Source organism: Methylobacterium goesingense (genome assembly GCF_022179225.1).
Lineage (GTDB): Bacteria > Pseudomonadota > Alphaproteobacteria > Rhizobiales > Beijerinckiaceae > Methylobacterium > Methylobacterium goesingense.
On record NZ_BPQL01000020.1, the window covers coordinates 45,833 to 58,880 of the forward strand.

General features: G+C 69.4%; 14 protein-coding genes and 2 tRNA genes. 3 read left to right on the forward strand and 13 right to left on the reverse strand.

The window, feature by feature from the left end; genetic code table 11:
- Positions 1–287: 287 nt before the first annotated feature.
- Positions 288–938 carry a protein-L-isoaspartate O-methyltransferase family protein gene (locus MFF30_RS04830; RefSeq protein WP_238277198.1) on the reverse strand — a complete coding sequence of 217 codons (651 nt, stop codon included), beginning with the start codon at positions 936–938 and terminating at the stop codon, positions 288–290.
- Positions 939–1,186: 248 nt separating this feature from the next.
- Positions 1,187–1,260: transfer RNA gene (locus tag MFF30_RS04835), tRNA-Cys, on the reverse strand.
- Between the two features lie 287 nt (positions 1,261–1,547).
- Between MFF30_RS04835 and MFF30_RS04840 the strand changes: the two genes are divergently transcribed.
- Positions 1,548–1,623: transfer RNA gene (locus MFF30_RS04840), tRNA-Asn, on the forward strand.
- Positions 1,624–1,861: 238 nt separating this feature from the next.
- Here MFF30_RS04840 and MFF30_RS04845 read toward each other — a convergent pair.
- The 11 genes from MFF30_RS04845 to MFF30_RS04895 form a co-directional block, all read right to left on the reverse strand.
- Entirely contained in the window at positions 1,862–2,503 is a 642-nt protein-coding gene (locus MFF30_RS04845) for a DedA family protein (protein WP_238277200.1), read from the reverse strand.
- Positions 2,504–2,676: 173 nt separating this feature from the next.
- Positions 2,677–2,865: a hypothetical protein gene (locus MFF30_RS04850; RefSeq protein ID WP_238277202.1), complete on the reverse strand. Its 189-nt coding sequence runs from the start codon at positions 2,863–2,865 to the stop codon at positions 2,677–2,679.
- 330 nt (positions 2,866–3,195) lie between these two features.
- Positions 3,196–4,317 (reverse strand): branched-chain amino acid ABC transporter substrate-binding protein, encoded by a 1,122-nt coding sequence (locus tag MFF30_RS04855; RefSeq protein ID WP_238277204.1) that lies wholly within the window; start codon positions 4,315–4,317, stop codon positions 3,196–3,198.
- Between the two features lie 85 nt (positions 4,318–4,402).
- The gene (locus MFF30_RS04860) at positions 4,403–4,768 is read right to left on the reverse strand and encodes a DUF6867 family protein (RefSeq protein ID WP_238277206.1); all 366 of its coding nucleotides are present in this window, start codon (positions 4,766–4,768) and stop codon (positions 4,403–4,405) included.
- A 2-nt stretch (positions 4,769–4,770) separates the two neighbouring features.
- Positions 4,771–5,568 (reverse strand): ABC transporter ATP-binding protein, encoded by a 798-nt coding sequence (locus MFF30_RS04865; RefSeq protein ID WP_238277208.1) that lies wholly within the window; start codon positions 5,566–5,568, stop codon positions 4,771–4,773.
- Positions 5,565–6,485 carry an ABC transporter ATP-binding protein gene (locus MFF30_RS04870; RefSeq protein WP_283205861.1) on the reverse strand — a complete coding sequence of 307 codons (921 nt, stop codon included), beginning with the start codon at positions 6,483–6,485 and terminating at the stop codon, positions 5,565–5,567. The genes MFF30_RS04865 and MFF30_RS04870 overlap by 4 nt, the downstream gene beginning before the upstream one ends.
- Entirely contained in the window at positions 6,482–7,780 is a 1,299-nt protein-coding gene (livM, locus tag MFF30_RS04875) for a high-affinity branched-chain amino acid ABC transporter permease LivM (protein WP_238277243.1), read from the reverse strand. Before livM ends, MFF30_RS04870 begins: the two co-directional genes overlap by 4 nt.
- Before the next feature lie 105 nt (positions 7,781–7,885).
- Positions 7,886–8,803: a branched-chain amino acid ABC transporter permease gene (locus tag MFF30_RS04880; RefSeq protein WP_238277210.1), complete on the reverse strand. Its 918-nt coding sequence runs from the start codon at positions 8,801–8,803 to the stop codon at positions 7,886–7,888.
- 215 nt (positions 8,804–9,018) lie between these two features.
- Positions 9,019–9,432, reverse strand: coding sequence for a lanmodulin LanM (gene lanM / locus MFF30_RS04885; RefSeq protein WP_238277212.1), 414 nt, complete (start codon positions 9,430–9,432; stop codon positions 9,019–9,021).
- Positions 9,433–9,708: 276 nt separating this feature from the next.
- Positions 9,709–10,041: a hypothetical protein gene (locus tag MFF30_RS26140; protein ID WP_373320839.1), complete on the reverse strand. Its 333-nt coding sequence runs from the start codon at positions 10,039–10,041 to the stop codon at positions 9,709–9,711.
- A gap of 43 nt (positions 10,042–10,084) precedes the next feature.
- Positions 10,085–10,729 (reverse strand): DNA-binding protein, encoded by a 645-nt coding sequence (locus tag MFF30_RS04895; protein ID WP_238277234.1) that lies wholly within the window; start codon positions 10,727–10,729, stop codon positions 10,085–10,087.
- A gap of 153 nt (positions 10,730–10,882) precedes the next feature.
- On the opposite strand from MFF30_RS04895, the gene MFF30_RS04900 reads away from it, so the two are divergent.
- Both MFF30_RS04900 and MFF30_RS04905 read left to right on the forward strand, forming a co-directional pair.
- Entirely contained in the window at positions 10,883–11,551 is a 669-nt protein-coding gene (locus MFF30_RS04900) for a response regulator transcription factor (RefSeq protein WP_238277236.1), read from the forward strand.
- Positions 11,551–12,954 (forward strand): sensor histidine kinase, encoded by a 1,404-nt coding sequence (locus tag MFF30_RS04905; protein ID WP_238277237.1) that lies wholly within the window; start codon positions 11,551–11,553, stop codon positions 12,952–12,954. The genes MFF30_RS04900 and MFF30_RS04905 overlap by 1 nt, the downstream gene beginning before the upstream one ends.
- Positions 12,955–13,048: the final 94 nt, after the last annotated feature.

Sequence of the window (13,048 nt, forward strand, 5' to 3'; positions counted from 1 at the left end):
GGTTTTTTCGATGAACCGGACGACCTTGGAAAAGGCCGCCGCGCCTAGACGCGATCCGGATTGCCCGCCTCGGCGGCAACTCTAGCCGACCTTCGTCGATGGAGCACCGGGTGGTTCCCGCGTGCCGCACGAATGGCCGCAGGTGCCGCAAAAAAGCGACACCGGCGATGCCCATCGATGCAGGGGACGAGCTTATGTTTTAGCCCTCGCGGGTCACGGCCCGGAGTGTCGCGAGGGGCGTGAGATTCAGGCCCGCGAAGCGTGCTCCGATAGGGTTCGGGCCGTTTTTAGAAGGCGAATCCGGCCTCGGCCGCGAAGGCGCCCAGCGCCGGGAGGGCCGCATCGAACAGCGGGCGCGCCCCGAAGGCGTCGCCGGCCCGCACGAACAGGGTCGCCTTGGCGGCCCGGTCCCGGCCCATCACGCAGACGAGGCGACCACCATCCTTCAGCTGCTCCAGGAGCGCCTGGGGCCGGGTTTCGATTCGGCCGTTCACCAGGATGGCATCGTAGGGACCGGACTTGGCATCGCCGGTCTCCAGGGGGGCCTCTATGATCGCGATCCCGTCGAAGGCGGAAAGGCGGGTGCGGGCGCCGGCCACGAGGTCCGGGTCGGACTCAAGGGCCGTCACCTGCGCGCCGACCCGGCGCAGGATGGCGGCGCCGTAGCCGTAGCCCGTGCCGACATCGAGGGCCTTCTCGCCCGGCTGGATCGCCAGGGCCTGAATCATGCGCGCCAGCAGCATCGGTGCCGGCATCGCACGGCCCTGGGGGCTCAGCTGCAGGGTCTGATCGATATAGGCGAAGTCCTCGCGGCCCGGCGGCACGAAGGCCTCGCGGGCGATTTCCCCGAAGGCGTCGAGGACCGGGACGTCGTTCACGTCGAAGGTCCGCAACTGACAATCGACCATGAGGCGTCTCGCCTGCGCGTAATCGAGCATGGGTGCCGTCTTCCCTCGACGCTGGTCCGGCGCCAGGCGCCGGTCTGTCCCCTCGGAAGGGCCGGACGGACCCGCCGAAGCTTGGGGGTTTGTCGTGGATCGACCCGCAAAACGCAAGGTTCGCGACGGGCCGTTCGCGACGCGCAAGGGGGCGAGCGGGAACAGTGTGTCGGTTCCGTCCCGCAGCGCGAAGCCCCGGCCATCGGGTGGATGGGCCGACGGTCGCGACGCTGTGCGGGGGAAAAACTTGGAGGCCTCGCCCGGAATCGAACCGGGGTGCAAGGATTTGCAGTCCTCTGCGTAACCACTCCGCCACGAGGCCTCTGTCGCACGGTCCGACGGGTCGGACCTTCTCGGCGACCCCCGTCCGGGCGGCCGGCTCGGGGAGAGCGGTCTCTAGCAGAGGCTCGGGCGCGAGGGCAACGGCCCTTTGAACGATCCGGGCAAAAAGGATGCGAATCTCCGAGGAGGCCCCGCGGCGAAGGCGCGAGCGGGCGGTTGTCGGACCGCCCGCGCAGGGGGCGGCCAAAAAATATGACGGATTCGTCAAATCCCTGGCTCGGACACCCTTGCGTCCCGGCGAAGTGCTGTGTAGACCCCCGATCGCGGTCCCCGATAGCTCAGTTGGTAGAGCAAGCGACTGTTAATCGCTTTGTCGCAGGTTCGAGTCCTGCTCGGGGAGCCAAACCTTCTTCAAGACTTGGCCGTTCACTTGGTGGACTGGCTATAGCGGCAGAGCCGATCCTGCGGGATCAGGCGCCGCGTTACCCATTTTTCCTGGCTAGATCATCGGCGCTGCTCTGCGGCGCCGATTATGCTCGTGTCCGGTGCTCCGCATGCGGCTTGGTCTACCGGGTCCTCGGATCGAAAAAGCCCCGCCGGTCACCGGACCGGCGGGGCTTTTTCGGACCGGGGCCTGCGGTTCAGGCCAGGGGACCGGGGATCGCGGTCTCCGCCTCGGCGAGGAGCCGGGTCTCGTGCTTGCGCACGAACAGCCACAGGGCGAGGCCGCCAAAGATCACCAGCGCCAGTAGGGCGAGGCCGACCGGGCCGGCGATGTGCTCGATGGAGCGGCCGCAATAGTACGAGCCGAGGCCCATGATCGTCGCCCAGGCGATGCCGCCCAGACCGTTGAAGATCAGGAAGCGCCGCGCATCGAGCTTGTTCACGCCGGCGAGCACCGCCGCGTAGGCGCGCAGCATCGCGGTGAAGCGGCCGAAAAACACGATCTTCCCGCCATGCTCGCGGAACAGGTATTGCCCGAGCTTGAGCCGGCCGTGATCGAGGGCGATGAGGTGGCCGTAGCGTAGCAGGAGCGGCATCCCCCAGCGGCGGCCGACCCAATAGCCCAGATTGTCGCCGAGGATCGCGGCCGTCGCAGCAGCCAGGATGATGAGGCCGATGTTCAAGTGGCCGGTGCTGCCGGCATAGACCGCCGAAGAGATCAGGATCGTCTCGCCGGGCAACGGCACGCCGGCGCTTTCGAGCGCGATGATCACGAAGATCGCGAGGTAGCCGTAGCTCGCGATCAGGTCGGCGATGGGCAGGTTCGAGAGAAAGGACATCCGGTATTCCCGCATCGATGATCCCGCGACACAGAGCGGGGGATCATGGCGGGAGCGGGGCTCGTCTGTGGCCGAGCCGGGCCACGCGGCGCGAAGACTTCGTCATGAGGTCGAGCACGCGGCGCCATCGCGTCCGGCCTTGCGCCGCGTGCGGGGCGCCGCGCGCTCGTGGATCAGCCGAAGGAGCCGAAGCCCTCGAAGCTGTCGCTTTCGAACGTCGCGATGGCTTGCGCATCCGGCGCGGGGGCCGGAGCGTCGTCGCCCGGTCTGTCCGGGCTTTGGGTCTGGAGGGAAGGTTGGATCTCGTCAGAGACGGCTGCGAGCGGCGAGGCAGAGCGATCGTGCTGCACGTCTTTGGTCATCCAGGCTCCTCAGGTGCGATACCGTCACTACGGCACAGCTTGGCCTACCTGAACGAACGCCATCCGTTAACCCGCGCGCTCCCTCGGCCCGGGCAGGGCTGACATGCGGTGACCGGGCGCCATGTCGCCGGACGGTCACCGCATGGTCTTTTCACCGTCATGGACGGTGCCCGCGACGGCACGCGCCTTGGGCGTTCTTGCGCGGGCGATGGTTGGGGGCGACCGGGTGTGCAGGTTCGTCGCCTCCGGGGATCGAGCCCCTCCGGCGCGCATGAAAAAGGGCCGGGGGATCGCTCCCCCGGCCCCGATCGGCGACGAAGCCGGCGTGGCTTACGGCTGCTCGTTGCCGGCGTAGTTGATCGAGCCGTCGGCGCCCTTCTTCCACATGTACATGACGTAGTCCGGCCGGGTGATGTCGCCCTTCTTGTCGTAGGAGATATCGCCGATCACCGTGTTGAAGGGCTTGCCCTCGCGCATGTAGGCGGCGACCTTCTGACCGTCGGTGGATTTCGTCGCCTTCATCGCGTCGGCGAGGATCTGCATGGCGGCGTAGGAATAGAGCGTGTAGCCCTCGGGATCGAAGTTCATCGCCTTGAAGGCGTCGACGGTGGCCTTCGACTTCGGGTTCTTGCGGGCATCCGGCGAGAAGGTCATCAGGGTGCCGTCCGAGCCCGGGCCCGCCACCTGGGCGAACTCGCGGTCGGCGATGCCGTCGCCGCCCATCAGCGGCGCCTTGAGGCTCTGGTCGCGCATCTGGCGGATCAGCAGGCCCGCCTCGGTGTAGAGGCCGCCGAAGTAGATCACGTCGACATTGGCCTGCTTGAGCTTCGAGACCAGGGCCGAAAAGTCCTTCTCGCCCGGGTTGATGCCTTCGTAGAGCACGTTCGAGCCGCCCTTGGCCTTGAGGGCCTTCAGGGTCTCGTCGGCCAGGCCCTTGCCGTAGGGGGTCTTGTCATGGACGAAGGCGATCTTCTTGCCCTTGAACTTGTCGGCGAGGTAGGCGCCCGCCACGGCGCCCTGCTGGTCGTCGCGGCCGCAGGTGCGGAAGGTGTTCCAGTTGCCGCGCTCGGTGTACTTGATCGCCGTGGAGGCCGGGCTGACCTCGACGATGCCGGCTTCCTGCAGCACGTCCGAGACCGGGATCGAAACGCCGGAATTGAAGGCGCCGACCACGGCCTTCACGCCTTCCGACGCGAACTTGTTGGCCACCGAGACGCCCTGCTTGGGATCGGAGGCGTCGTCGCCGACCGTCATCACCAGCTTCTCGCCGTTGACGCCGCCGGCCTTGTTGATGTCCGCGATGGCCTGCTGCGCCCCGGTCTTGATCTGTGCGCCGAAGGCGGCGTTCGGGCCGGTGACGGGAACGACCACGCCGATCTTGATCTCGGCCTGGGCGGCGGTGGCCGCCAGCATCAGGCTGAGGGCGACACCGGCTGAAAACAATGACTTCATGCTCGTTTCCCCTCTTACGGCGCCGGGCCAGGCATTCGCTTCGCCGGACGGGTCGCCAAACGCGGTGTGGTCTCGCGCCGGGCCCTCAGGGCGTCGGCGCGCTCGTCCGATCCCGCCAGCTCAGCGGGCCGGTGCGCTCGTAGAGCCAGGCATATTGCCGGGTCATCTGTCCGGTGCGGGTGTGGCGGTAGGCCACGGCCCCGATGGCGAGGACGACCGCCGCGTCGACCAGATAGGCCGGCAGCGACAGCAGCGGGTCCTCGAACAGGGCGTAGTGCAGGAAGCGCGTCACTGCCGCGATGAGGAGGAGCGCCAGGGCGCAGTGCCAGAACGGGCGCCAGCCGCGGGCGAGCCCGCTGCCGGTCATCCAGGCCGCACCGCCCCCCATCGCCACGGTGATGAGCAGGAAGATGCCGAGGGTGCGCAGATCGAGGCTGAAACTGTCGCCCATGCTCAGTGCGATCCCCCTTCGAGATAGGCGGCCTTGACCTGTGGGTCGTCGAGGAGCGCCTGTCCGGTGCCGCTCATGGTGACGGCGCCGTTGACCATGACGTAGCCGCGATGCGCGAGCTTGAGGGCATGATAGGCGTTCTGCTCGACGATGAATACGGTCAGCCCCTCGCGGGCGTTGAGGTCGCGCACGGCCGAGAAGATCTGCTTGACCACCAGCGGCGCCAGTCCGAGCGAGGGCTCGTCGAGCATGAGCAGGCGCGGCCGGCTCATGAGCGCGCGGGCGATGGCGAGCATCTGCTGCTCGCCGCCCGACATGGTGCCGCCGCGCTGGTCGATGCGCTCGGCCAGGCGCGGGAACAGGGTGCACATCCGCTCGAGGTCCTCGGCGAAGTGGCGTCCGCCATTCACCGCCGCCCCCATCTGCAGATTCTCCCGCACGGTCATGCGGGAGAAGATGCGCCGTCCCTCCGGCGATTGCGCCAGGTTGAGCCGTGCGATCTCGTGGGTCGGCAGCTTGGTGATATCCTGCCCCGCGAAGGTGATGGTGCCCTCGCGCGCCTGGGGCTGGCCGAAGATCGTCATCATCAGGGTCGACTTGCCGGCCCCGTTGGCGCCGATGAGGGCGACGATCTCGCCCTCGTGCACGTCGACGTCGACCCCCTTCAGAGCCCGGATGCTGCCGTAATAGGCCGAGACCCCGCGCACGCTGAGGAGCGGCGCCTTGCCGGCCTGGGGCTCCGCCTGCGCCATCCGGGCGCGGGTCTCGTCCACCAGCACGTTGATGCCCGCGACGCTCATGCTGGGGCTCCCGCGAGACCGACTTCCGCTTCCACCGCTGCCACTTCCTCGTCGTCGACGCCGAGATAGGCCGCGATCACCCGGGTGTCGTTGCGGATCTCGTCCGGCGTCCCGTCGGCGATCTTGATGCCGTAATCGAGCACCACGATCCGGTCGGAGATCTGCATCACCACCGACATGTCGTGCTCGATCAGCAGCACCGAGGTCCCGTACTCGTCGCGGATCATGCGCAGGAGGGTGTTGAGGTCGGCCGATTCGCGCGGGTTGAGGCCGGCAGCCGGCTCGTCGAGGCAGAGCAGGACGGGGTCCGTGCACATGGCCCGCGCGATTTCCAGGCGGCGCTGGTCGCCGTAGGGCAGGTCGCCCGCCGGCTCGTCGGCCCGGTGGGTGAGGCCGATGCGGGCGATCCAGGCGGCGGCCTTCTCGATCGCCTCGGCTTGCGCCCGGCGATAGCCCGGCAGGCCCAGGATGCCCGCCAGGGAGAAGCCCGAGGCCCGCATCAGCGGCTTGTGCATGGCCACCAGCAGGTTCTCCAGCACGGTCATCTGCGGGAACAGGCGGATGTTCTGGAAGGTGCGGGCGACCCGGGCGAGGCGGTTGACGTCGTGGCCGGGTAGGCGCTCCAGCAGGTAGGTCTCGCCGCCCTCCTGCGCCAACCGGATCATGCCTTCGGTCGGTTTGTAGAAGCCGGTGATGCAGTTGAAGACCGTGGTCTTGCCGGCGCCGTTGGGGCCGATCAGCGCCGTGATGTCGCCGCGCCCGACCTTGAACGAGAGGTCGCCCACGGCGGTCAGGCCGCCGAAGCGCATGGTCAGGTGGTCGACCACCAGGATCGGGTCGGCCGGGCCGCCGGGGATCGCCGCCGGGGGCTCGTCCTGCACGGTGGCGAGGCGGGTGATGCCGGTGGCGAGGGTCATGCGGGGCGCCCTCCAAGGCGGACCGAAGGCGTGCGCTCCGAGATGAGCCCGCGCGGTCGCCAGACCATCATGCAGACCATGGCGAGGCCGAACAGCAGCAGGCGGTACTCGTTCGGGTCGAAGCCCTCGCCGAACACCGCCTTCAGGAAGGTGAGGTTGCGCAGCAATTCGGGCGCCCCGACCATCACGATGGCGGCGATGGCCACCCCGATCTGGCTGCCCATGCCGCCGAGCACCACGATGGCGAGGATGATCGCGCTCTCCAGGAAGTTGAAGCTCTCAGGCGAAACGAAGCCCTGCCGCACGGCGAAGAACGAGCCGGCGAAGCCCGCGAACATGGCGCCGAGCGCGAAAGCGGTGAGCTTGGTCATGGTGGTGTCGATGCCCAGTGACCGGCAGGCGATCTCGTCCTCGCGCAGGGCCTCCCAGGCGCGCCCCAGCGGCAGGCGGCGCATGCGCAGCGTCACCAGGTTGGTGATCAGGGCCAGCGCCAGGATCAGGTAATAAAGGAAGACGATGCGGTGCATCGGGCTGAAGGTAAGCCCGAACGTCTGGGCGAACCCGCCCTCCCCGGCCGTGAAGGGAATGCCGAAGAAGCTGGCGCGCGGGATCGAGGAGAGCCCGGCCGCACCGCCCGAGAAGTCGACCCAGTTGATGAGGACGAGACGGATGATCTCGCCGAAGGCGAGGGTCACGATGGCGAGATAGTCGCCGCGCAGGCGCAGCACCGGGAAGCCCAGGAGTACGCCGAAGGCGGCGGCAAACAGGCCCGCCAGCGGCAGGCAGATCCAGAACGAGAGCCCGAACACGGTGGAGAGCAGTGCGTAGGAATAGGCCCCTACGGCGTAGAAGGCGACGTAGCCGAGGTCGAGGAGGCCGGCGAGGCCGACGACGATGTTCAGGCCCCAGCCCAGCATGACGTAGGTGAGGATGAGAATGCCGAGGTCGATCCAGTAGCGCCCCTCCGACAGGCCTCCCGATGCGAGGGCGGCCAGCAGCGGCAGGGTCAGCGCCACGAACAGGGTCAGCGGGCCGAGCACCCGGCCGGCCCGGGCGACGACCGGAGCCGCGTCGACGGTGGCGAGGCGGTGCACTTCCCGCCGCCGCGCGACCTCGCCGAGGAGCAGCCGCTGCCCGAGGCGCAGCACGAAGACCGCGAGGCACAGGCCGGCGACGACGCCCCAGCGGCCGGTGAGTTCGAGGCCGGTGCCCTGCCCGAGATCCGTCCGGTAGGCCACCACCGGGATGCTCAGGCCGAGCGTCACGAGGGCGAAGAGTGCCGAATCCTTCAGCATCTCGGAGAATGCCGCGCCGGAGCGTCGGGCGACGGTGGGGGCCACCGCGCCGATGGTCGAACCGTGAGTCGTCGATCCTTGCGTCGTCGATCCTTGCGCCATGGCTCAGACCTTCTCGACTTCGGGGCGTCCGAGGATGCCGGATGGTTTGAAGATCAGCACCACGATGAGGATGAGGAACGCGGCCACGTCCTTGTACTCGATCGAAAAATAGGCCGACCAGAAGGTCTCGATGAGACCGATGATGAGGCCGCCCAGCACCGCGCCGGGCAGCGAGCCGATGCCCCCGAGCACGGCCGCCGTGAAGGCCTTCACGCCGGGCACGAAACCGTCCGAGAACGAGACCACGCCGTAATAGAGGAGGTAGAGGGTGCCGGCGACCGCCGCGAGCGCCGCCCCGAGCACGAAGGTCAGCGAGATCGTGCGGTCGACGTTGATCCCGAGTAGGGCCGCCATGCGCCGGTCCTGCTCGCAGGCGCGCTGGGCCCGCCCGAAGGAGGTGCGCTGCACGAGGTACCAGAAGCCGGCGAGCAGCAGCGCCGTCGTCGTCATGATGATCGCCTGTTTGTAGGACAGGGTCACCGTATATTGCTCGTTCTGGTAGAGCACGATGACGTCGCGGACCAGGGGTGGCACCGGCTTATTGCGGGCACCCTGTACCACCTGGACGAAGTTCGACAGGAAGATCGACACGCCGATGGCCGAGATCAGCGGCGCGAGCCGAAAGGAGCCCCGCAGGGGCCGGTAGGCCACCCGCTCGATCGCCCAGCCCCAGAGCGCGGTCAGGATCATCGCCACGATGAGCACGATGAGGAACACCAGGGCGACCGAGGTGAGCCCGAGCCACGTCGTCAGGATGAGGAAGAAGATCAGCGCGATGAAAGACGAGAGCATGAAGACGTCGCCGTGGGCGAAGTTCACCATCCCGATGATGCCGAAGACCATGGTGTAGCCCAGGGCGATCAGCCCGTAGATCGACCCGAGTGTCAGGCCGTTGATGAACTGCTGGGCGAAAAATTCCATGAACCGGCCTTCGTTTCGGCGCTGCGGCCATCCGCGAACGGGGTTTGCGAATGGCGTGCCAGCCTGGAATGTTCTGAACAACCGCCTCCGGTCAATCCTTGCCGCGCGTCCGGCCGTGAGCTTCCCGCAGCCCTGAAACGCGCACGGCCCGGCGCTGGGGGCGCCGGGCCGGCTCGGAAGCGGGCCTGGATCCGGTGCGACGGCACCGGCCGGACTTACTTGAGGAGGGAGACCAGTGCCTTGCCGGCCGGGGTCTTCAGTTCCTTGGCGTCGAGGGTACCGTCATTGTCCGGGTCGGCAGCCTTGAAGCGGGCCTCCACCAGGGCGAGGAACTCGGTCTTGTCGAGGGTGCCGTCCGAATCCGGATCGGCAGCCTTCAGGGCCTTCTTGCTGACGCGGCCCTTGAGCTCCTTGGCGTCGACCGTGCCGTCCTTGTCGGATTCGAGCTTGTCGAACAGCGCACCGGCCACGGCCTGGGCTTCCTTGAGGTCGATGGTGCCGTCGTTGTCGGTATCGACCATCGAGATGACCTTGGACGCGCCCGGTCCCTTGGCCGAGGCCGGCAGGGTCAGGGGAAGCGCGAGAGCCGCGGCGCCCAGGATGGCGGCGAGGCGGGAGACGTTAGACATGCGAATGGCTCCGTGCAGACAAAAACGGCTCCCTCTCTACCATGCGTTGCGGCCGCGCAGAAGGATTTATATTGCAATGCAGTATCGCGTCGTCTGCGCTGGTCCTGCGACAATACCGCTCCACGATGGGCGGCCGGCCCATCCGCGCCGAGCGTTGTCTGTCGCCGGCCGAAGACGCGGCGGCCCATGAGCCGCCGCGTCCACGACTTCGGCTGCGTCCGCATCCATCACCGAAGGGGTCGCCGGTTCGACGACGGACGCGGACCCTGGATCGGGTCAGCGGGCGTCGGGCCGGGGCGCGTCGGGTTTCGGCTGGCCCGGCAACGCGGCGAGGCGGTCGAGCATCTGCAGGGCGAGGTCGGCGCAGACCTTCATGGGCTCGTCGTCGGCGCATTTCACGTCGAGGGCGGTCTCGCCTCGCTCCAGGCGGAAATGGGCGGCCTTCGCCGGCGGCGGGGGTGGCGCATCGGGGCCGCGGCGGGGACCGCCGGGGGGGCCTCCGGCCTCCGGCCCGGGACGCGGGGCCCCCGGGGGCGGGGCCGGCTGAGCGACGGCCGCGCTGGCAAAGAGGATCGCGGCGGCGCCGAGGAGAGCGATGGTCTTCGTCATGGTCGATGTCCTTTGGGTTCGAGGGGGTAGGAAGGGCTTTCGCTTAGAAGACCCGCTTCTCGCGGACCTGTCCGTCGAAGCCGACATGGAGCTGGCGTTCGCGGCCATCGCTGCCGCGCGCCGCCACTTCGAGGTGGCGCGGCCCCCGCCCGACGACGCGGATGTCGGAATATCCCGCGGCCGCGACCCCGGCGGTCAGGGCCGGCACGTCGGGGGTCGGCCCGAGGCCGACCCGGTCCCGGGCCCAGTCGAGGGTGCCGGCGGGCGGGCCGCCGGCGGGGCCGACGCGGACCTGGCTGCCGTCCGCGCGGGTGATCAGCAGGGCGTGCAGGAAGCCGTTCTCGAACCGGCCCTGCACGGTGACGGCCTCGCCGCCCTTGACGAGCGTACCCCCCTCCCCCTGGCGGCCAGTCTCGACCAGCGCCTTGCCGGTGCCGTCCTGCATCACGAACTTGTTGCCGTAGATCTCGGCGACGTCGCCCTTGGCGGCGATGGAGCCCGACGGTTTCAAGGCCGAGATCGCGGTGGGCGCCACCGGCGTCATCACGGAGGTGCCGTTCTGGGCCAGCGACAGGCCGATCGCGCCGAAGGCGAGGGGAGCCGCGATGGCGCCGACGACGAGAGCCCGGCGCGAGCGCTTCGGGGTCGGGGTGGCGGCGGGGTTGGAGGTCTCGTGGGTCTCGGTCATGAAGTCTGTCCTTCTCGGGTTCAAGGCGCCCTCTCGGGTTGACGCCGTTCTAGGCCGGGGCCGCGAACCCGGACTGAACCGGACGGTTCAGCCCCCGTTAAACGACGCGGCGTAGGCCGCTCGCCCTTCGCCCTCCACCCACGGACACGCCCCATGAAACTCCTGCTGGTGGAGGACGACGCAGCCCTCGCCGCCGAGATCGCCAAGGCCCTGCGGGCCGAGAACTTCGCCCTCGACCACGCCGCGAACGGCGAGGACGCGCAGCATCTCGGCGAGACCGAGACCTACGACGCGGTGGTGCTCGACCTCGGCCTGCCCAAGCGCGACGGCCTCTCGGTCCTCAGGGACTGGCGGGCGGGGGGGCTGACCATGCCGGTCCTCATCCTCACGGCGCGGGACGGCTGGAGCGACAAGGTCGCGGGTTTCAAGGCGGGCGCCGACGACTTCCTCGTCAAGCCGTTCCGGGTGGAGGAACTGGTGATCCGCCTGCGCGCCCTGGTACGCCGGGCGACGGCGCACGGGGCTGCCCGCGTCACCTGTGGGCCCCTCACCTACGAGTCCGGCCTCGGCACCTTCGAGCGCGACGGCCTGCCCCTGAAGCTCACCGGCCTCGAATGGCGCGTCCTCTCCTGCCTGATCCTGCACAAGGACGGGGTGATGCCGCGCGGCCAGCTGATCGAGCGGGTCTATGATGGCGACGCCGACGTGGATTCGAACTCCGTCGAAGTCATCATCACCCGCCTGCGCCGCAAGATCGCTCCGGCCCGCATCGAGGGCGTGCGCGGGCATGGCTACCAGCTGCACCCCGGCGAGCCCGCCTGATGCCGCCGCCGCACGGACCGGTTCACCCGTCGCCCGGGCCACCGCGCGGCCCGACCGGGCTGTTCCATCTCGGCTCCCTCCGGCGCCGTTTGCTCCTCGCCGCCCTCGCCCTCGTCACGGCGGCCCTGGTGGTGGCGGGGCTGGCGATCGGGCTGATCCTGCACCGCTTCGTCCGCGGCCAGCTCGACAGCCGCCTCGACAGCCAGCTCGTCGCCATCGCGGCGAGCCTGGAGCGTGGACCGGGCGACCGTCTGCGCCTCGACCGCAATCTCGACGGGCCGCCCTTCGACCGGGACCGCGGCGGATGGCACTGGCAGGTGCGGCAGGGCCGCAGCGTTCTACGCTCCGGCTCCCTGGAAGGCCGCGATCTCGCGCTGCCCGACGATGCGCCTCGACCCCGCGACCCGGATCGGCCCCGGCCGGCCGACGGCACCGGCCCCTGGGGCGACGCGCTGATCCTGCGTATCCTCGACCTGCCACCGACGGGGGACAGCCCGCCCGCGATCCTGGTCGCCTCGGCCCCCGCCCGGGCCCTGGCTGGGCCTCTGCGCGAGGCCGGTCTCGCCCTGGCGGCGATCCTCGGCACTCTCGGCCTCTGCCTCATGGCCGGGCTCGTGGCACAGGTGCGCCTCGGCCTGAGGCCCCTGGAGCGCCTGCGCAGGGACCTCGCGGCGGTGCGGGCGGGCCGTGAGCCCCGCATCCCGGGTCCGCAGCCCTCCGAGATCCTCCCCCTCGCGGCGGAGGTGAACGCGCTCCTCGACCAGAACGCCGCCAATCTCGAACGGGCCCGCACCCATGTGGCCAATCTCGCCCATGGCCTGAAGACCCCGCTCGCCACCCTGAGCCTCGCCCTGGCCGACCCGGGCCGAGACCCTGACGGCGCCCTCGCGAACCTCGTCTCCGGCATGGACCGGCGCGTGCGCCATCACCTGCGTCGAGCCCGCGCCGCCGCCCTCGGGGGACCGGGCCGCGCGCGGACCGACCTCGCCGGCGCGGTGGCCGATCTGGCCGCGACCCTCGCGCGGCTCTATGCGGCCAAGGACCTCGCCATCGCGCAGGACGTGTCGCCGGGCCTCGCGGCGGCCTGCGACGCGCAGGACATCGACGAGATGCTGGGGAACCTGATCGACAATGCCTGTCAGTGGAGCCGCGCCCATATCCGCGTCATCGCTCGCGCGACCGATGACGGGGTCGTGGTGACGGTGGAGGACGACGGCCCGGGCCTCGACGCGGCGGCCGCCGCCCTGGCGCTGCGGCGGGGGGGACGCCTCGACGAGAGCGTGCCGGGCCACGGCTTCGGCCTCTCGATCACCCGGGAGCTCGCCGAGCTCTACGGCGGCGCACTCGATCTCGGCCGCTCGGATCTCGGTGGCTTGAGCGCGCAACTCGCCCTGCCGGCGTAACACGCGGACATTCGCGGCCCGTCACAAAAGGTTTGTCTTTTGGGTTGACGGTGTTTGTTGGTGTCCGTATAGGGATGTTCATCGGCGGCGGCCA